Source organism: Arthrobacter sp. SE2 (assembly GCF_058244265.1).
Genome location: NZ_JBZAYA010000010.1, coordinates 125,640 through 142,056, shown reverse-complemented (window position 1 = coordinate 142,056; position 16,417 = coordinate 125,640). Strand labels below are relative to the sequence as shown.

Sequence of the window (16,417 nt, the reverse complement as noted above, 5' to 3'; positions counted from 1 at the left end):
CTTTCACCCAAGGTGTTTCATCGCTTTACGCAGGGATAACGGGCTCAGCCTGGCCCGCCGGGTTTCCACGTAGCTCAGTACCCACTGAGGATCGGTCTTGGCGTACTCCCGCAGGGTCCAGCCGATTGCCTTCCTGATGAAAAACTCCTTGTCGGCCAGGTTGGCGTCAAGGGTCGTGGCGAGAAGTTCTTGGTCCGTGGCCGTCTTTGCCTTGAGCTGGGAGGTGATGGCCGCGCGACGGATCCAGATGTCCGGGTCGCTTGCCCATGTCCTCAAGAGCGGGGTCAGCGTGCTCCGGTGGTGTTGCAGAAGGGCACAAATACGGTCGGAGACGCCGTCAACGAAGTCCCACCATGCGCCGGTCCGGATGATTTCTTCGTATAGGGGCAACATCTCCAGATCCTTGGCCACGGACTTGAGCGAGGTCAGATCGATGGCCGCATAGCGTTCTTCCCGCCATGTAGCTTCCCGCCACAGCAGCCGGACATCGTCACGAAGTTCGGCGGGGGACTCGAAGGGGATTTCTTTCGCGGTCGCGAGGGCGATGCGTCGGACTGCGGGGACCTTGACCCCGAGCGAAGGCATGGATGATTTCATGTACGCCTGTGCCGCTTTCGCTCGGTCCGGATCTGCCTCAGCCTGCAGGCGTTCCCGGATGATGGCGATTCTTCGGTGTTCCATACCGCGACTTTAGGACACTCCCGCACGCCTCCCGGTTGACTGCGATGAAGAGGCCCCTAGAGTGGGTTGAAGAGTTCGTCCTGGGGCCGGTCCGGCCCCCTGTTCTTGATGCTTGGAGGCCTCTGATGTCCATGGTGAAGACGCCAGAAGAGATTGCGCTCATGCGCGAAGCCGGAAGGGTGGTTGCCAACACGCTTTCGGCGGTTCGTTCGCACGCCCGGGTCGGTGTGTCGCTCAAGGAACTGGACGAGGTTGCGGCCGCTTTCATGGAGGCCGCCGGAGCCAAGCCTGCGTTCCTGAATTACCGCCCGCGGTGGGCGTCCACGCCCTTTTCAGGGGTCATCTGCACGAGCGTCAACGACGCCGTGGTGCACGGCATCCCGGACGGATATGTGTTGCAGGACGGGGACCTGTTGAGCGTCGATTGCGGGGCATTCGTGGAGGGTTGGTGCGGGGACGCGGCAGTCAGTTTCATCGTGGGCACCGCGGATCCGGTGGACCAGGAGCTGATCGATGCCACGGACGCCGCCCTCGCCCGCGGAGTCGACGCTGCCCGGATTGGAAACAAGATGGGCGACCTTGCATACGCCATTGGCGGAGAAGCCAAGCGCAGCGGTTACGGGATCCTTGCCGATCACGGTGGGCACGGCATCGGCCGGACCATGCACGCCGAGCCGAGTGTGCCGAACATCGGACGGCCGGGCCGCGGGGTGAAGCTCGTGGAGGGCTTGGTGATCGCCATCGAGCCGATGTTGATCCTCGGTGGCAGTGACGACTACTACCACGACGACGACCAGTGGACCCTGCGCTCCGCCAACGGCCGCCGTGCGGCGCATAGCGAACACACCGTGGCGATCACCGCGGACGGACCGCTTGTCTTGACGCTGCCTTAGCGGGGTTGCTTCTGAATGCGGAACCCCGGAAATCAGCGCCGCAGGCGCATGACCGCCCTACCGGGGACCGCCGTGGAAACTGTAGAGAAGCCAGCCGCACCGAACAACTTCACAGTTCCCTGATAGAGATCGGCCGGACCGGCCTTGGGCCGCAGAGCGGGATCCACGGGGTAGCCTTCGATGATTTCGGCGCCATGCGCGAAGGCATGCCCGACGGCGGCGTCCAGCAATGCGGCCGCCACCCCGCTCCGGCGGTGGCCGGGAGAAACCACGAAACAACTTACCGACCAAACTCCCGGGCCTTCCGCGGTACTTGCTCCTGCGGCCTTGAGGATCTGGGATCGCTCGATGCGCGGATAGCACTGGCGCGGTTCCACCGCGCACCAGCCCACTGCTTCGCCGCCCCGGAACGCCAGGACGCCAGGTTCGGGGCCGTCGTCGAATTTGGCTTTGAGCTGTTCCTTCCGAGCCTCAGGTGGAGTGGTCTTCCAATCCTGCCCGGTGAGGGCGAACCACCGGCACCAACAGCGCGAAGGCTCGCCGCGGCCGCCGAATAGCCTTTCAACATCGGGCCAGCTTGCAGGGCCCGTCGTGACGGCTGCGGAGCCGGCGAGGTTCAGGACCATAGGAACAGCGTAGAACGCTGCGAGGGCGGACGGCACAGGTTGTCTTGGCCTCTGGCCGCGGGTCTTCACGGCCTGACGAAAACCAAGAGCGGCTCTGAACTACGTTTCCGCAGCTCAGAGCCGCTCTTTGCGTGCCCCGGGAGGGAATCGAACCCCCGACCAAGAGATTAGAAGGCTCCTGCTCTATCCTCTGAGCTACCGAGGCAGGCGACGCACGCACAGCGCGTGGCTGAGGTGCCATCAAGAGTTTACATTGCGTCGGCTGCCTGTGAAGTCGGCTCGGTTTCGACCGTGACTCTTCCCCCACAGGCGGCCATTGCGTCGGGCTATCCACATACGTGAACTAGGTACTGCCGCGGAGGTTCGCGGCACGTGAAGCTGAAGGAGCCAGGCAGGCAGCTCAACTCACGTTAGGACAAGACCATGAATGACATCATCACAGTCCGTGGATTCGTTGCCACGGAACCCAAGAGTTCGACGACCCCCGGCGGAACGAGGACGGCCTCGTTCCGGCTGGGCTCCACGGCACGCAGGTTCGACCGCGCGAACGATGTCTGGGTGGATGGCAACACCAATTGGTTCAGCGTCCAGGCGTTCAGGCATCTCGCGGGAAACATCGGATGCAGCGTCAAGAAGGGCCAGCGGGTCATCGTGGTCGGAAAACTCAAGTTGAGGCAATGGGAACACGACGGCAAGATCTACCACGTTGCCGAAATCGTCGCCGAAACGGTGGGGCATGACCTCATGTGGGGCTCGGCGAACTTCATCCGGACCACCGGTGGCACCGGCCCGCAAAGCACACCCGCGGCCGCTGAGGCGGAGCCGGAGAACCCGTGGCCCTCGGCTGATGAAGAGGGTGAAGACGGCCCGCATGACGACGAGGACGGCAGTGCCGCAGCCGAGCGGGAAGTTATCTTTTCGGCCGGAGAAGGCGACGAGTCGGTTCTTGTTGATACTCACACCGGAGAACTTGTCGACGCCCGGGCTTGAAATGACGTGGCGCCTGAAATGACGCGAGGCCTGAAATGACGCGGCGCCTGAAACAGTCGATGCCGCGGACATCCGCGGATGCCATGCGGCGCGGCGGATAGTACGCCGCATGGCAGAATAGCCGGGTGATGAGCAGGGGAATGCCGCAAAAGCCATTAGGACGCCGCCACGCGGCCGGGAGCCCGGGTTTGCTGCTTGCGGTGCCGTTACTCGTGGCCGGGCTGGTGGCGGGCTGCACGGCGCCTGCTCCCGTGGTGTCAGGAAGCGCGCCGGTTTCATCGCCTGCTTCGTCGCCTTCCCCATCGAGTGCGGCCAGTGCCACTCCCGCTGTCACACCCGGTGCCGGAAGCCCGTCGGCATCGGCTTCGCTCAGCCCTGGCACTGCCTCCCTGAAGCAGACCATGGAGTCCGTACTCAAAACCATTGCCGCCGCAACCCCCAAACCGGCACAAGATGCATTGCGATCGCAACTCGTTTCGGCCGGCATCCCCGCGCCTGCTGTGGAGGTATCCGCGAGCAAGACACCGACGGGACTGGACGTCGACGCTATCGAGGCCGCCGCCAGGCTGGACAAGGACTGCGTCATGGGCGAGATCAGGGACGGCCAGGTTTCGGTGTCGGTCCTGCCCGTGTTGGCCAGCGGCAAATGCTTCGTCGGGGATTCCCGCTAGCAGGGCCGAATGTGAGTTATGCCGTGCCACCCATTAGATTTAACGGCATGGCGGAATTCATTTATACGATGACCAAGGCTCGCAAGGCCGTTGGCGAAAAACTAATCCTGGACGATGTCAGCATGTCGTTCTTCCCTGGCGCGAAGATCGGCGTCGTTGGCCCGAACGGAGCCGGCAAATCCACGATCCTGAAGATCATGGCTGGTATCGACACACCGTCGAACGGCGAAGCCCGCCTCAGCCCCGGCTACTCCGTGGGCATCCTCCTGCAGGAGCCGCCCCTGAACGAGGAAAAGACCGTCCTGGGCAACGTCCAGGAAGGCGTGGGCGAGATCTACTCGAAGATCCAGCGCTTTAACGCGATCTCCGAGGAAATGGCCAACCCGGACGCCGACTACGACACCCTGCTGGAGGAAATGGGCCACCTTCAGGAAGCCATCGACGCTGCGGATGCTTGGGACATCGATTCCCAGCTCGAGCAGGCCATGGACGCACTCCGCTGCCCCCCGGGCGACTCCGACGTGACGGTCCTGTCCGGTGGTGAGCGCCGCCGTGTAGCGCTCTGCAAGCTCCTGCTGCAGAAGCCCGACCTCCTGCTCCTTGACGAGCCCACCAACCACCTGGACGCCGAGAGCGTCCTGTGGCTGGAGCAGCACCTCTCTTCCTACCCCGGTGCCGTCCTCGCCATCACTCACGACCGCTACTTCCTGGACCACGTCGCCGAGTGGATCTGTGAAGTGGACCGTGGCCGCCTTTACCCCTATGAAGGCAACTACTCCACGTACTTGGAGAAGAAGCGCGCCCGCCTCGAAATCCAGGGCAAGAAGGACGCCAAGCAGGCCAAGCGCCTCACCGAGGAACTTGAATGGGTCCGCTCCAACGCCAAGGGCCGCCAGACCAAGTCGAAGGCTCGTTTGGCCCGGTACGAGGAAATGGCGGCCGAGGCTGACCGCACCAGGAAGCTCGACTTCGAGGAAATCCAGATTCCGCCGGGACCGCGTCTGGGTGGCCTGGTCCTGGAAGCCAAGAACCTGCAGAAGGGCTTCGAGGACCGGACCCTGATCGACGGGCTTTCGTTCACGCTGCCCCGTAACGGCATCGTCGGCGTCATCGGTCCTAACGGTGTCGGCAAGACCACGCTGTTCAAGACCATCGTCGGGCTGGAACCGCTCGACGGCGGCGACCTCAAGATCGGTGACTCGGTCAAGATCTCCTACGCCGACCAGAGCCGTGGCGGCATCGACCCCAACAAGACCCTGTGGGAGGTCGTTTCAGACGGCCTGGACTTCATCCAGGTCGGCCATGTTGAAATGCCGTCCCGCGCCTATGTCGCGGCCTTCGGGTTCAAGGGACCGGACCAGCAGAAGAAGGCCGGGGTGCTCTCCGGTGGTGAGCGTAACCGCCTGAACCTGGCACTGACCCTCAAGCAGGGCGGAAACCTTCTCCTTCTTGACGAGCCCACCAACGACCTCGACGTCGAAACCCTCAGCAGCCTTGAGAACGCCTTGCTTGAGTTCCCCGGCTGCGCCGTGGTGGTCTCGCACGACCGGTGGTTCCTCGACCGGGTTGCCACCCACATCCTGGCCTACGAAGGCGACGAGGAAAACCCGTCGAAATGGTACTGGTTCGAGGGTAACTTCGAGTCCTACGAGGAGAACAAGGTGGAGCGCCTTGGCCCGGACGCTGCCAAGCCCCACCGTGTCACGCACCGCAAGCTGACCCGCGACTAAAGCGATTTGCACCGAAGAAGGCCGGCGCCCTGGATATTTCCTTCCGGGGCGCCGGCCTTCTTTGCTTCGATGAACGTGGCCGCGTCGTGCTGCGGCGCGGCGGCGACTACGGTATCCGGAGCATCCCCTCTTGCGCCACTGTGGCGACATGCTCGCCGTCGCGGCTGAAGATCTTGCCGGTGGCAAGTCCGCGGGCGCCTTGGGCGCTGGGGGACTCCTGCACGTAGAGCAGCCACTCGTCCACGCGCACGGGGCGATGCCACCACATGGCGTGGTCAAGGCTCGCGACGCTCATGCCGGGCGTCATCCAACTCAATCCGTTCTTGCGCAGCACTGATTCCAGGATGGTGTAGTCGCTTGCGTAGGCCAGGGCGGCCAGATGAAGGTTGGGATCGTCCGGCATTGGGCCAAAGGTCTTCATCCAGACGGCATTGCTGGCGACCCGGTCCTTCGGCGCTTCCACATAGATTGCCGGGTCGACGTGGCGGACGTCGAAGGGGCGCTCGAATGACATGTGGCGGGCGAGAGGATGGTCGTACTTCTGCAGGAGTTCCGCGGTGCTCGCCAGGGTTTCGGGATCCGGGATTCCGACCGGCATGGAGGACTGGTGTTCCACGCCCTCGGCTTCGGTCTGGAAGGAAGCGATCATCGACAGGATCGGTTGACCTTCCTGGTAGGCGTGCACCCGACGAGCGGAGAACGAGCGTCCGTCGCGAAGCCGTTCAACGCTGAAAGTGATGGGCTGGTTGGCGTCCCCGGGACGAAGAAAATAGCCATGCATGGAATGGACGGTTCGGTCCTCTTCCACCGTTCGCATACCGGCGACGAGCGACTGGGCGAGCACCTGCCCGCCGAACACCCGGTGGCGCGGCTGCTTCTGGGAGGGCCCAAGGAAGATGTCCTCGGCTGTCCTCGCGCCGTCGAAGTCGGCCAGGGACAACAGTTCGATGAGGGTGGATGTGGGGTCCTCCAGGGCAACCTGGTGTTCCAGGCCGGCGTGCGCGTCAGTCATGGTTCGACTCTAGACGCCCCCCTGACCCCTCTCAACCGCGGACATGCCGGTAGAGTCAATGATGTGTCCGATGTACTGACCCAGTCCTTCCATTTCGTCGATCCCCGTGATCTGGCGGATCTCCGCACTTATGTCACGCGTGCCAAGAGCATCGACGATGGCGCCATCCGGCTGCAGGCCTCCGGACGCGTCCTGGCTGCATATGTGTGCGTCCTGAGGCCGCGCCTCCTGGGCGAGTCGACGCCGACCATTCTCGGGCTCCGGACCATCGCCCTCGCCGATGACGCGCATGCGGACGTCACCGTGACCCTGTCTTCGGTCCTGGACCGCTTGGCGCGTTCTGGTGCCGACGACGTCGAGCTTCCGATCCCGCCGTCGACGGTTTCCGAATCGTGGGCGGGAGTCGGCGCACCCCGCAGCGGCTGGGAGCCTCTGGGTTCAGTGCCCGACGCCGAACTCAGGTCAGTCGCGAATGCCGGAATTGCCGAGGTGGCCGGGATTGTTCCTGATCAGCCCGGCGCATTGATCGTCAACAACGCCAGGGCCGCGGTGTGGGGCCGGGAGATTCCGGGACTCGACGGAGTGCCCGCCGGCGCGGCGTTCGCGGCCCTTGCGCTCGGTTTCCTTGGCGACGGCGAACACCGGCTCTTCCGCAACGGCCGTTGGTTCCGGCTCAGCGGCAGCCGGGGCCACATCCTCGCACGATCCGGATCAGGCCTGGGCTTCCAAGCCCGCTGAACCCTAACCAGGCCCGGCCCAATCCTGGACCGACGGACCGCACGAGCCTACAAGCTCAGGGCTGCTGGACCGACGGGCTGTTGACCATCGTTAGCGCTGCCCGATCCATGTAGTCCCACAGCGTACCTTCGTGAAGCGGCGACAAATCGAGCGAATCCACTGCCGCGCGCATGTGGAAGAGCCAGCGGTCCTTGGCTTCGGGTGTCACCTGGAACGGCATGTGCCGCATCCGCAGCCTGGGGTGCCCGCGTTCCTCGCTGTAGGTGCCCGGGCCGCCCCAATACTGCTCGAGAAACATGAGGAAACGCCGCTTGGCCGGGGCGAGGTCTTGTTCCGGGTACATGGGCCGGAGTAAAGGATCGCCGGCGACGCCGTCGTAGAAGACGTCGATGAGTTTCACGAAAGTCTCGTGGCCACCGATGGCCTCATAGAAGCTGTCGGTGTAGGCAGGCTGGCTGAATGGATCGTTTTGCATCAACTGCCGCCGTTCGGCCGGCTGCGGCGTTGCTGATTCCGGCTGGCTGGCCATGTCACTCGCCTGCTTTCTGCTCTTGAATCTTGAGGGATTCCTTTGAAGATTGAGGCGCACCGGATGCCGCGGTTTCGGCAGGCGCAGTGCCCGGGGGTGCTGGCGGAACGTCCGGCGCGGCTGGTTCTTCCGGTACGTAGTCGCCTTGCGAGCGGTTGCCCACCCGTAGGATTTCTCCGTTGCGCAGATACCAGATGGCGCCGTCTTCAGCCTTGAGCCGGGTGATCCGGAGGCCTACCGATTCAACGGTGCCGATCACTTCAGTGGTAACGATCACATCGCCGATCCCGAACTGGTCCTCGATGGTGATGAAGATGCCGGACAGGAAATCGCGGATGAGCTGTTGGGCGCCGAAGCCAATGGCCACACCTAAAATACCAACGCTCGTGAGCAGCGGGGCTATATCCACATTCAGGTATTTGAGGACGTAGATGATGACAATGACCACCACCACCACGCTGAGCACGCTTGTCAGCAGCGAGCCGATGGTGTGGGCGCGTTGGGCGCGGCGTTCATGGTCGAGTGCCCGGAAGGCCGGCTGGACCCACCTGAAATGCGGCTTCTTGAAGAAGCTCGTGCCCTCTGCCACTCGACGGGTAATGCGCAAAATGACGAACCGGGCCACAACCCAGACCACCAGCCCAATGCCCAGCGTCACGAAGATGGACGCGTAATCGATCTTGGCTGCATCGGCCACGATGTTGTCGGTCGACGAGGCGACGTTCATATGCGGGAATGCTCCTCACGGGATCCAATTGTTCGCCGGGCCCTTGATTGCCGGGCGCTGAACACTTTGTCCACGGTCAACCCTATCGCCGTAGCGCGGCCGCATGCGCATCGTGATTCTTGGCCGGACAGCCATTTAGACACCTGACTAGCTGGCGGCCGCCGTCGTGCTCGGCTCATGTTGAACGGGAAAATTGACGCTCCGGGCGATGAAGCACACCTGGTTGGCCTCATGGTGCAACTGGTCCACGAGGGAAATATGCGCCGGGTCGGCAACCGTGACCTGCGGCTTCAAAGTGACGTTCTCGAACTGGCCGCTGCCATCGCGATTGAGCCTCATCAAGCCCTCGGCGTGGTCCACGTAATCGGTGACCACCACCCCGTGTTTGACCGCGACATGCAGGAAAGACAGCATGTGGCACTGGGAGAGGGCGGTGAGGAGCAGTTGTTCGGGGTTGTACCGGCTCCGGTCGCCATGGAAGGTGGGGTCCGAGGATCCCTTCAGGACGGGCAGGCCGGGGATCTCGACGTCGTGGTCCCTCGTGTAGCCGCGGTAGGTGGAGGTCCCGGCGCCTAGATTTCCGGTCCAGCGCACGGTCAGGGAGTAGCGGTGTTCGTCCAGGCTCATGCGGAAAGTCTAGCGGTGGTGCTTTCGCCGGCGGGACACTGAACGGCCCCGGTTCCATTGAAGCGGAACCGGGGCCGGACGGTGATTTATCCGACGACCTTTAGACGTCTGCCGCGCGGGCCTTCAGAGCACGGGCGACGCCGTCGCGGTTTTCAAGCATCATCCGCCGCAGGGCGTTGCTGTCCGCCGGCAGTTCAGCGAGGAACTTGTCCGTGCGGTCAACCGTGGCCTGCGTGGTCAGTTGCGCCGGGTAGAGCCCGACGACGATTTGCTGGGCAAGCGCAAAGGTGCGGCTGGCAACAATCCCAGGTACGGCCTCAAAGTACTCCTCGGCGTACGGCTCCAACAGGGAGGTATCGGGAACCCGCGTGAAGCCCGTGACGGCGGAGCTTTGAATGGCGTTGGAGAGCTCGCCCGTGACCACGATCTTCTTCCAGGCGGCGGCCTTGGCCTCGGGAGTGGGAAGGGCTGCCGTCGCCAAAGCGGCGGCGTTCTGGCCATTGGCCGTGTGGTCGCGCCCAAGTTCGGCGTCTATCCGGTCCTGGCCTTCGCGCCCGCCCACCACCAGTGCGGTGAGGAGTTCCCAGCGCAAATCCTGGTCAACCGTCAGGCCATCCAGGACGGTGCTGCCGTCCAGGACCGCACTGACTGTGTCCAGTTGGGAGCTGCTCGCGGCAAGCAGCGCGAAGGACTTCACGAATTGGAGCTGGGCGTCCGATCCGGCAGCCGCGGTACTCGAGAGTTCCCACAGTGTGTCAGCGGCGGCCACCGTGGCCGCATCCTTGTGCTCCGCCGCGACGTAGTACGTCAGGGTGGTGGCCAGCTGGCGGAGCTGGGTCAGGATCACGGAGGAATCGGTCTCGGACGCGATGTTCGCCAGGATCAGCTCGACGTAGCCGCGGGCCGGGGTTTCGCCGTCGCGGGCTGCATCCCAGGCCGAGCCCCATACGAGGGTGCGCGGCAGGCTGCCGGCGAACTCCTTCAGGTGGGCCTTCGCAGTGGCCAAGGATGCGGGGTCGAGGCGGACCTTGGCGTAGGCGAGGTCGTCGTCGTTGAGCAGGACCAGGTCCGGACGCGCCATTCCGGCAAGGGCGGGAACATGGGTCCGGGGGCCGTCGACGTCGAGCTCCTCCCTGTGGGTCCGCTCAAGTTTGCCTTCGGCTGAGAGGTCATAGAACCCGACGGCGAGGCGGTGCGGCCGCAGCGTGGGCTGCTCGTCGATAGCCGTCTGCACTATCGCAAAGGACGTGATGGTGCCGTCCGCGTCGACCTCGAGCTCGGGGGAGAGAGTGTTGACGCCGGCGGACTCGAGCCAGAGCTTGCCCCACTGGTCCAAGTCGCGGCCGCTGGCAGCTTCGAGTTCCTTCATGAGGTCCACCAGTTCGGTGTTCTGCCAGGCGTGCTTTTGGAAGTATTCGCGGACGCCGGCCATGAAATGTTCCGGCCCCACCCAGGCAACCAACTGCCGGAGCACGGAAGCTCCCTTGGCATAGGTGATGCCATCGAAGTTGACCTCGACGTCCTGGAGATCGTTGATCTCGGCGAAAATCGGGTGCGTCGTGGGCAACTGGTCCTGCCGGTACGCCCAGGATTTCTCCACCGAGGCAAAGGTGGTCCAGGCCCGGTCGAATTCGGTGTTTTCGACGGCGGCCAGGTGTGACATGTACTCGGCGAAGGATTCGTTGAGCCACAGGTCGTTCCACCAGCGCATCGTGACGAGGTCCCCGAACCACATGTGGGCAAGCTCATGCAGCACGGTGATGGCGCGGCGCTCGATCTGGGCGTCGGTGACCTTGCCCCGGAAGACGTAGCCCTCAAGGATGGTCACCGCCCCGGCGTTTTCCATGGCGCCGGCATTGAACTCGGGAACGAACAGCTGATCGTACTTCTCGAAGGGATACGGGAAGCCGAACTGGGCCTCGAAGAACTCAAAACCCTGGCGGGTCAGTTCGAAGATGTTGTCGGCGTCCAGGTACTGCATGAGGGACTTGCGGGCGAACACCCCGAGCGGGATGACGCGGCCATCGGAGCTGGTGACCTTGCTGCGGACCGATTGGTACGGTCCGGCGATCAAGGCGGTGACGTACGAAGAGATGCGTGGAGTGGGGGCGAAATGCCAGACGGAGCGCGCGCCGCCGTTGTCACCGGGAGTGGTTTCCACCGGTACCGGGGTGGGAGAGTTGGAGATCAGGTCCCAGTGCGAGGGCGCGGTGACCGTGAACGCGAATGCGGCTTTCAGGTCCGGCTGCTCGAACACAGCGAACATGCGGCGGGAATCGGGGACCTCGAACTGCGTATACAGGTAGACCTCGTTGTCCACCGGGTCAACGAAACGGTGCAGGCCCTCACCGGTGTTCATGTATGGTGCATCGGCGACTACCTTGAGTTCGTTCTCCGAGGCGAGCCCGGGCAACTGGATGCGCACGCCGTCGGACACCACTGCCGGATCGAGTTCGGTGCCGTTCAACGTCACGCTGTGCACGGTCTCCGTGATTGCGTCGATAAAGCTCGAGGAGCCCTCGACGGCGGAGAACCTCACCACTGTGGTGGAGCCGAAGACCGTGGCGCCCTTCGTCAAGTCGAGGGTGACGTCGTACGAGGTCACGGTGAGCAATTCTGCGCGCTGTCCGGCTTCGGCGCGCGTCAGGTTCAGGCCTGGCAAGGGTTGCCTCCAAGAATGGTTTCGAGAAGCCGGTTGGTTTCAGCCAGCGCCGGCGCTGTGAAGTCATTCTTTCACTTGATTCCGGCTTGGCAAGGAAGCTCGATCACAGTGTCGCCGGCGCGGGGTAGCGTTGGAATATGGGAAAGATGCGCGACTCGTTGGATCTCCGGGCGCTCCGCTTTGCGGTGGCATTTCCGCTGCTGCTGGCCGGCGCATTTGCCGTGTGTGCACTTATGTTGCGCAACAATCTTCCCGATCCTGTCGCCATCGCGTGGAACGCCGACGGCGGCATCAGCTTCGCGCCGTTCCTCGCCTACGTCTTCGGCGGAGGAGGCTTCCTGGTCGTCGCGGGTTGGCTGGTCTTCATCCAGGCTGTTCCCCTTGCCCGGCCCGTGATCATGCGCAGAGTCATGATGGGCATGGGCCTGATGGTGACCCTCTTCATCACCTCTGTGCTGGCCGCGGGGCTCGTGGGGCAAACGGGCCTCGCCGACGCCCGCAGCTCGCACGTTGATGCCACGGTCCTCGCGCTGGGCGCAGGTGCGGCTCTGCCCCTTGGCGTGGTCATGATGATGGCTTTCAAGCCCGACCCGCATTGGACGCCCGAAGACGATGCCGCCCTCGAAGCCGAAAGGATCCGGACGGAAGACCCCGGCCTGGCGGAGGATTCCATGTTGCTGTGGGTCCACGCGCGGAGTTCGGTGTTCGTGATGATCTGCGTGGCCACCTTGTTCCCCGCCATGTTGATTGCGATCGCGCTCCCTTGGTTGGGCGCATTGTTGGCGGCGGTCGCCGTCATCGGAGCGTGTTTCCTCTTCGTCCGCGTCCGGGCGGACCGGGGAGGAGTCCAGGTCTTTGTCGCGGGCGTTCTGCGGGTCCTCACAGTGCCCGCCGTGGATATCGCAGGCGCTGCCGCGCAGGAAGTCAGGGCCGCCGACTTCGGCGGCTGGGGACTCCGGCACCACGGAGGGGCCACGGCCATGCTCGTCAGCAGCGGTCCCGCCGTCGTCGTCCGCCAGGTCAGCGGCCGCAGGGTGGCCTTCAGCGCAGGGACCTCGGCCACGGCGGACCGGCTCGCTGGAATCCTGAACCGCGTCGCGGCGCGTGCCCAGCGCGGCGAGCAGCCTCCGGCCCCCTGAGCGCCGGAAGGCGTCCGGCCTGTTGGCTTCGTCTTAAGAGGTGAGCCGGGGTCCGATCCTAGTAACCTAGGAACCGCATCCCTCACCGCCGCGCCCGGCTTTGCCGCGTTCGCGCGCCAGACTGAATGGACTTCCCGTGACCACACCCCGCGTCCACATTGCCACGGACCACGCCGGCATGGAGCTCAGCGCCCACCTCGTAAGCCACCTGACGGCCAAAGGCTACGACGTCGTAGACCACGGCCCCAAGGTGTACGACGCCCTCGACGACTACCCTTCGTTCTGCATCAACGCGGCCGCTGCGGTCGTCGCCGACCAAGAAGCCGGGGTTCACGCATTGGGCATCGTCCTGGGCGGATCCGGCAACGGTGAACAGATTGCCGCGAACAAGGTCAAGGGTGTCCGGGCCGCACTCGCCTGGAACCTCTCTACGGCGAAACTGGCCCGCGAGCACAACGACGCCAACGTGGTTGCCGTCGGCGGCCGCCAGCACACCGTCGAGGAAGCCACCGAACTGATCGAGGCCTTCCTGGAAGAACCGTTCAGCAACGACGAACGCCACGTGCGCCGCATCGGAAAAATCGCCGTCTATGAGAACACCGGCGAAATCGTTGCGTAGTGCCTGAAGGGCATTCCATCCATCGCCTGGCACGCCAGTTCCAGGATGTTTTTGCCGGCCAGGTGCTGGAGGTCTCCAGCCCCCAAGGCCGGTTCGCAGCGGGCGCGGCGCTTTTGGACTGCCACGAGCTGCTCGAAGCGACGGCGCACGGTAAGCAGCTCTTCCTGCGTTTTGACCATGGGGTGCTCCTGCACGTCCATCTGGGTCTCTACGGTGCGTGGAGTTTCGGTGGCGATGAGTCCTTCGCGGGTGCCTCGAGCATCGGGGCGCCGCGCCGGATCGGCGAACGCGAGACCTTCCCACAAGACGGCAGCGCAGAGAGCCCCGGAAGCAGCTACGCGGGTCCGCCCGAGCCTGTGGGTGCCGTGCGCGTGCGCCTCGTTTCAGCGAACGGCTGGGCTGATCTGAGGGGCGCCACCACCTGCGCGGCGATCACCGAGGCGGAAGCCGCGGCCGTCCTGGCGCGCCTGGGTCCCGATCCCCTCCACAACCGCCCCGGCGACCGCGAGGAGTTCATCGGCCGCTTGCTGCGGCGCAAGACCGCCGTCGGGTTCCTCCTCATGGACCAGTCGGTCGTGGCCGGGATCGGCAACATCTATCGCGCGGAGGTGCTGTTCCGCCAGCGCGTTGATCCGTGGACTCCGGGCAACTCCCTGAACGCAGAAACCGCCGGACGCCTGTGGGATGACACCGTGGCGGCGATGTCCGACGGCGTCCGTGACGGGCGGATTGTTACGACCCCATCGGCTTTGTGGAGCGGCGGGAGCGGCGGAGCGCTCGACGGCGAGGCTCACTTTGTCTACAAGCGGCAGGGACAGCCGTGCCGGCGATGTGGCGACGTAGTGGGGATGGCCGAGATCGGTGCGCGCAAGCTCTATTGGTGCCCCGGCTGCCAGAACTAAAGTCCGGCGCTAGCAGGTGAAAACAGGCGGAAACACGAAGGGCCCCTCGGTGAGGGGCCCTTCGTTGTGTGGAGGGGACGACGGGAATCGAACCCGCGTAATCAGTTTGGAAGACTGAGGCTTTACCATTAAGCTACGTCCCCGGGCAAGACTGCATGCACCTCTCAGGGTGTTCCGCGCATCTTTCCGGTGGCTGTTGAAGCCGGATATAACTAAACCTAATTCAGGGGCCAAGTGTCAAATGTGCATTCTCCGCCGAGATGCCCGTAGACTGTCCTGTGCATTCACGGGGTGTAGCTCAGCTTGGCTAGAGCGCCTGCTTTGGGAGCAGGAAGTCGCAGGTTCAAATCCTGTCACCCCGACTCTGTGTGCCTGTTCCGATCCGGAACGCGGCAGAACCCCATCCCACAAAACCAGGAGTACTTAGACTGTGAAGAGCGCTGTCGAGAACCTCACCGCCACGCGGGTCAAGCTCAACGTTGAGGTTCCCTTTGAGGAACTGAAGCCGAGCATCGATGCCGCTTACAAGACCGTTGCTTCGCAGATCCAGGTTCCCGGGTTCCGCAAGGGCAAGGTTCCCTCCAAGCTGGTTGACCAGCGCGTTGGCCGCGGCTACGTCCTGGAGACCGCCATCAACGATGGCCTCAACGGCTGGTACCAGGCTGCCGTCCAGGAAGCCGGCCTCCGCCCGCTGAGCCGTCCCGAGGTTGAGATCACCGAGGTTCCGGACCCGTCCTCGACCGACGGCGAACTGAAGTTCCAGGTCGAGATTGACGTCCGTCCCGAGGTTGAGCTCCCTGACTACGCCGGCATCAAGGTAGAGGTTGCTGCAGCCGATTCCTCAGACGCCGACGTCGACAAGGCCCTGGACGAGCTCCGCGGCCGCTTCGGCACGCTGAAGTCCGTTGACCGCCCGGCCGCCGATGGTGACTTCCTGACCATCGACATCACCGCCACGATCGACGGCGCCGAGATCGACTCCGCCACCGGCCTGTCCTACCAGGTTGGCGCAGGCACCATGCTTGAGGGCCTCGACGAGGCCGTCACCGGCCTTTCTGCCGACGAAGAAGCAATCTTCGACACCACGCTGGTTGGCGGCGAGCACGCCGGCGAAGCAGCCCAGGTCAAGGTTGCTGTCAAGACCGTCAAGGAGCGCGAGCTTCCTGAGGCCAACGACGACTTCGCCCAGTTGGCATCCGAGTTCGACACTCTTGCCGAACTGCGTGAAGACCTTGCCAAGCAGGCCGCTGAGTCCAAGGTCGTCGGCCAGGGCGTCGAAGCCCGCGACAAGGTCCTGGACAAGCTCGTAGAGCTCATCGAGGTTCCGGTTCCGGACTCTGTGGTCGAAGAGCAGCTCGAAGCACACTTCAACCCGGAGAACGCCCACGGTGAAGGCGAGCACGACACCGAGGAACACCGCGCCGAGGTCAAGGCCAATACCGCCCGCGCCTTCCAGAACGAGATCATCCTTGACGCCATTGCCGACAAGGAAGAAGTGAGCGTCAGCCAGAACGAGCTGATCGACTACATTGTCAGCACGGCAAGCCAGTACGGCATGGACCCGAACCAGTTCGCCCAGATCATCGATCAGAGCGGCCAGGTTCCCATGATGGTTTCCGAGGTACGTCGCCGTAAGGCCCTCGCAGTTGTCCTCGGCCAGGCCGAGGTTGTCGACTCCGAAGGCAACAAGGTCGACCTCAGCGACTTCGTGCGCCCCGCTGGCGAAGAAGTCTCAGTCGAGGAAGCCGAAGAAGCAGCCGTTGTTCCGAGCGACGACCCCGCTGCAGTGAAGTTCTAGTTTCACCTCCTGCCGCCCCCGGATCCTTGATCCGGGGGCGGCTTGGTTTAAGCCCGGGAGCGTGGAAAGCGCC

The 16,417-nt window shown here is 64.0% G+C and carries 16 protein-coding genes and 3 tRNA genes; 10 read left to right on the top strand and 9 right to left on the bottom strand.

The window, feature by feature from the left end; translation table 11 throughout:
- Nucleotides 1-3: 3 nt before the first annotated feature.
- On the bottom strand, nt 4-681 hold the full coding sequence (locus tag AC4CS3_RS15180; protein WP_490784157.1) for a DNA alkylation repair protein: 678 nt from the start codon (nt 679-681) through the stop codon (nt 4-6).
- Between the two features lie 125 nt (nt 682-806).
- Here AC4CS3_RS15180 and map point away from each other — a divergent pair, with 125 nt between their 5' ends.
- Nucleotides 807-1,574, top strand: coding sequence for a type I methionyl aminopeptidase (map, locus tag AC4CS3_RS15175; RefSeq protein WP_490784156.1), 768 nt, complete (start codon nt 807-809; stop codon nt 1,572-1,574).
- A 32-nt stretch (nt 1,575-1,606) separates the two neighbouring features.
- Here the strand turns inward: map and AC4CS3_RS15170 are convergent, their stop codons facing one another.
- Nucleotides 1,607-2,200, bottom strand: a complete 594-nt coding sequence (locus tag AC4CS3_RS15170; RefSeq protein WP_490784155.1) for a GNAT family N-acetyltransferase — start codon at nt 2,198-2,200, stop codon at nt 1,607-1,609.
- A 132-nt stretch (nt 2,201-2,332) separates the two neighbouring features.
- Nucleotides 2,333-2,405 (bottom strand) — tRNA-Arg (locus AC4CS3_RS15165).
- Between the two features lie 218 nt (nt 2,406-2,623).
- Between AC4CS3_RS15165 and AC4CS3_RS15160 the strand changes: the two genes are divergently transcribed.
- The 3 genes from AC4CS3_RS15160 (at nt 2,624) to ettA (ending at nt 5,591) form a co-directional block, all read left to right on the top strand.
- The gene (locus AC4CS3_RS15160; protein ID WP_490784154.1) at nt 2,624-3,190 is read left to right on the top strand and encodes a single-stranded DNA-binding protein; all 567 of its coding nucleotides are present in this window, start codon (nt 2,624-2,626) and stop codon (nt 3,188-3,190) included.
- A 140-nt stretch (nt 3,191-3,330) separates the two neighbouring features.
- Nucleotides 3,331-3,861, top strand: coding sequence for a DUF6993 domain-containing protein (locus tag AC4CS3_RS15155; RefSeq protein ID WP_490784153.1), 531 nt, complete (start codon nt 3,331-3,333; stop codon nt 3,859-3,861).
- A gap of 47 nt (nt 3,862-3,908) precedes the next feature.
- Nucleotides 3,909-5,591: an energy-dependent translational throttle protein EttA gene (gene ettA / locus AC4CS3_RS15150; protein WP_344787633.1), complete on the top strand. Its 1,683-nt coding sequence runs from the start codon at nt 3,909-3,911 to the stop codon at nt 5,589-5,591.
- 106 nt (nt 5,592-5,697) lie between these two features.
- Here the strand turns inward: ettA and tesB are convergent, their stop codons facing one another.
- Nucleotides 5,698-6,603 carry an acyl-CoA thioesterase II gene (gene tesB / locus AC4CS3_RS15145; protein WP_490784152.1) on the bottom strand — a complete coding sequence of 302 codons (906 nt, stop codon included), beginning with the start codon at nt 6,601-6,603 and terminating at the stop codon, nt 5,698-5,700.
- Between the two features lie 63 nt (nt 6,604-6,666).
- Here tesB and AC4CS3_RS15140 point away from each other — a divergent pair, with 63 nt between their 5' ends.
- Nucleotides 6,667-7,341, top strand: coding sequence for a DUF8185 domain-containing protein (locus tag AC4CS3_RS15140; protein WP_345450409.1), 675 nt, complete (start codon nt 6,667-6,669; stop codon nt 7,339-7,341).
- Nucleotides 7,342-7,396: 55 nt separating this feature from the next.
- Here AC4CS3_RS15140 and AC4CS3_RS15135 read toward each other — a convergent pair whose 3' ends face one another.
- From AC4CS3_RS15135 to pepN, 4 genes are all read right to left on the bottom strand, one after another.
- The gene (locus AC4CS3_RS15135) at nt 7,397-7,870 is read right to left on the bottom strand and encodes a globin (protein ID WP_490784151.1); all 474 of its coding nucleotides are present in this window, start codon (nt 7,868-7,870) and stop codon (nt 7,397-7,399) included.
- A gap of 1 nt (nt 7,871) precedes the next feature.
- Nucleotides 7,872-8,597, bottom strand: coding sequence for a mechanosensitive ion channel family protein (locus AC4CS3_RS15130; protein WP_490784150.1), 726 nt, complete (start codon nt 8,595-8,597; stop codon nt 7,872-7,874).
- A 147-nt stretch (nt 8,598-8,744) separates the two neighbouring features.
- Entirely contained in the window at nt 8,745-9,224 is a 480-nt protein-coding gene (locus tag AC4CS3_RS15125; RefSeq protein ID WP_490784149.1) for an OsmC family protein, read from the bottom strand.
- A 100-nt stretch (nt 9,225-9,324) separates the two neighbouring features.
- Nucleotides 9,325-11,886, bottom strand: coding sequence for an aminopeptidase N (gene pepN, locus AC4CS3_RS15120; protein WP_490784148.1), 2,562 nt, complete (start codon nt 11,884-11,886; stop codon nt 9,325-9,327).
- A gap of 137 nt (nt 11,887-12,023) precedes the next feature.
- Between pepN and AC4CS3_RS15115 the strand changes: the two genes are divergently transcribed.
- From AC4CS3_RS15115 to AC4CS3_RS15105, 3 genes are all read left to right on the top strand, one after another.
- Complete coding sequence (locus AC4CS3_RS15115; protein WP_490784147.1) at nt 12,024-13,025, top strand: hypothetical protein; 1,002 nt, start codon at nt 12,024-12,026, stop codon at nt 13,023-13,025.
- Nucleotides 13,026-13,161: 136 nt separating this feature from the next.
- Nucleotides 13,162-13,644 (top strand): ribose-5-phosphate isomerase, encoded by a 483-nt coding sequence (locus tag AC4CS3_RS15110; RefSeq protein ID WP_284984215.1) that lies wholly within the window; start codon nt 13,162-13,164, stop codon nt 13,642-13,644.
- A complete protein-coding gene (locus AC4CS3_RS15105) occupies nt 13,644-14,546 on the top strand; it encodes an Fpg/Nei family DNA glycosylase (protein WP_490784146.1) in 903 nt (300 codons plus the stop codon). Before AC4CS3_RS15110 ends, AC4CS3_RS15105 begins: the two co-directional genes overlap by 1 nt.
- Before the next feature lie 69 nt (nt 14,547-14,615).
- Here the strand turns inward: AC4CS3_RS15105 and AC4CS3_RS15100 are convergent.
- A tRNA-Gly gene (locus tag AC4CS3_RS15100) sits at nt 14,616-14,689 on the bottom strand.
- 144 nt (nt 14,690-14,833) lie between these two features.
- On the opposite strand from AC4CS3_RS15100, the gene AC4CS3_RS15095 reads away from it, so the two are divergent.
- Together AC4CS3_RS15095 and tig are read left to right on the top strand one after the other, a co-directional pair.
- Nucleotides 14,834-14,908: transfer RNA gene (locus AC4CS3_RS15095), tRNA-Pro, on the top strand.
- A 68-nt stretch (nt 14,909-14,976) separates the two neighbouring features.
- Nucleotides 14,977-16,344, top strand: a complete 1,368-nt coding sequence (gene tig, locus AC4CS3_RS15090) for a trigger factor (RefSeq protein WP_490784145.1) — start codon at nt 14,977-14,979, stop codon at nt 16,342-16,344.
- The last annotated feature ends 73 nt before the right edge of the window (nt 16,345-16,417 follow it).

Bases quoted from the DNA above. Each gene is read 5' to 3' on its own strand.
- AC4CS3_RS15180 (WP_490784157.1), bottom strand. From the start codon at position 681: ATGGAACACCGAAGAATCGCCATCATCCGGGAACGCCTGCAGGCTGAG.
- map (WP_490784156.1), top strand. From the start codon at position 807: ATGTCCATGGTGAAGACGCCAGAAGAGATTGCGCTCATGCGCGAAGCC.
- AC4CS3_RS15170 (WP_490784155.1), bottom strand. From the start codon at position 2,200: ATGGTCCTGAACCTCGCCGGCTCCGCAGCCGTCACGACGGGCCCTGCA.
- AC4CS3_RS15160 (WP_490784154.1), top strand. From the start codon at position 2,624: ATGAATGACATCATCACAGTCCGTGGATTCGTTGCCACGGAACCCAAG.
- AC4CS3_RS15155 (WP_490784153.1), top strand. From the start codon at position 3,331: ATGCCGCAAAAGCCATTAGGACGCCGCCACGCGGCCGGGAGCCCGGGT.
- ettA (WP_344787633.1), top strand. From the start codon at position 3,909: ATGGCGGAATTCATTTATACGATGACCAAGGCTCGCAAGGCCGTTGGC.
- tesB (WP_490784152.1), bottom strand. From the start codon at position 6,603: ATGACTGACGCGCACGCCGGCCTGGAACACCAGGTTGCCCTGGAGGAC.
- AC4CS3_RS15135 (WP_490784151.1), bottom strand. From the start codon at position 7,870: ATGGCCAGCCAGCCGGAATCAGCAACGCCGCAGCCGGCCGAACGGCGG.
- AC4CS3_RS15130 (WP_490784150.1), bottom strand. From the start codon at position 8,597: ATGAACGTCGCCTCGTCGACCGACAACATCGTGGCCGATGCAGCCAAG.
- AC4CS3_RS15125 (WP_490784149.1), bottom strand. From the start codon at position 9,224: ATGAGCCTGGACGAACACCGCTACTCCCTGACCGTGCGCTGGACCGGA.
- AC4CS3_RS15115 (WP_490784147.1), top strand. From the start codon at position 12,024: ATGGGAAAGATGCGCGACTCGTTGGATCTCCGGGCGCTCCGCTTTGCG.